This window comes from Oleiphilus sp. HI0086, from assembly GCF_001635225.1.
Genome location: NZ_LWFZ01000770.1, coordinates 1 through 1,376, shown reverse-complemented (window position 1 = coordinate 1,376; position 1,376 = coordinate 1). Strand labels below are relative to the sequence as shown.

Below are 1,376 nucleotides of genomic sequence, written 5' to 3'. Positions count from 1 at the left end.
TCGTAAACCGTTCCCAATTTACTCTGGAAGACAATTTTCTTTAACTGCTCACGACGCGAGGCCAAAGTGGACTTCTTATCCGTTTCAAAGAAGAAGGCCGCGTCTGCCAGGCGAGGACGAATAACACGCTCGTTACCCTGAATTACCTGCTGAGGGTCCTTACTTTCGATATTCGCTAGCGTGATGAAGTTTGGTAGCATCTCGCCATTCTTATCCAAAGCATGGAAATACTTCTGATGCTCTTTCATCGAAGAAATCAGTGCTTCTGTCGGCACCTCCAAAAAGCGCTCGTCGAAGCGGCCGACTAAAGGTACGGGCCACTCATTTAGAGACGCGACTTCGTCCAACAAGTCTTCATCAATCACAGCCACACCACCAATACCTTCAGCAGCAGCCGTCACACCCTGACGAACCTTTTCCTTACGCTGATCATAATCTGCAATCACTTTGCCTAGCTCTAACAATAGAACTTCGTAGTCATCTGCTTTAGTAATTTCAATCTCACCCTGACTATGGAAGCGGTGACCGCGAGTCTTTCGACCAGCTGGAATATCCAGAATACTGCCTTCTACAACCTCATCACCGAAAATCATCAATACCCACTGCAGCGGTCGAACGAACTCAACCTTTTGAGCTCCCCAACGCATACGCTTAGGAATAGGCAACTTGTTCAATGACTGGGCAACAATGTCATTCAACAAAGATTTGGTTTCCTGACCTTTCTCTAGCGAGCGGTAAACTAACCATGTTCCTTTCGGCGTTTCCATTTCTTCTAGGTCTTCAGGCTTAATACCTAACGAGCCGGTAAAACCAGTCAAGGCGCGAGAAGGATTCCCTTCAGCATCATAAGCGGCTTTCTTTGACGGGCCTTTCTTTTCAACTGACTTATCAGCTTGCTGCACGTCCAAACCTTTAACTCGAACAGCTAAACGTCTGGGGCTAGCGAAAGCCTTTACCTCAGCATAGTTCAAAGCCGCATCTTTTAAGCCTGCTTCGATACCACTGGTAAAGGAGTCCGAGAGCTTCTTCAGTGCTTTCGGTGGAAGTTCTTCAGTCCCGATTTCAACGAGAAAATCTTGCGTAGACATTATTTCTTGCCTCCTTTGTCCGACTTTGAACCAGCGTTTTCTAAGCTGGCAAGGACTTCTTCACGAATCCCTTCAGGAGCCAGAGGGAAGCCTAATTCTTTACGACTATCAAAATATGCCTGGGCAACGGATCGTGCCAAGCCTCGAACACGCAGTATATAGCGCTGACGTTCAGTGACCGAGATCGCATGGCGGGCATCCAGCATGTTAAATGTGTGGGAAGCCTTAAGCACCAACTCATACGCTGGTAATGGCAAACCCTGGTCAATCATCTTCTGACTTTCAGCT

Annotated in this window: 2 protein-coding genes; both read right to left on the bottom strand. The window is 47.5% G+C overall.

Features of this window, described 5'->3' with window-relative positions:
- Positions 1-1,088: glycine--tRNA ligase subunit beta (gene glyS / locus A3756_RS13315; RefSeq protein WP_068553673.1), on the bottom strand; the 1,088-nt coding region annotated here is incomplete at its 3' end.
- Positions 1,088-1,376 (bottom strand): glycine--tRNA ligase subunit alpha (locus A3756_RS13310; protein ID WP_156490462.1); only part of this gene is annotated, 289 nt, incomplete at its 5' end. The genes glyS and A3756_RS13310, both read right to left, overlap by 1 nt.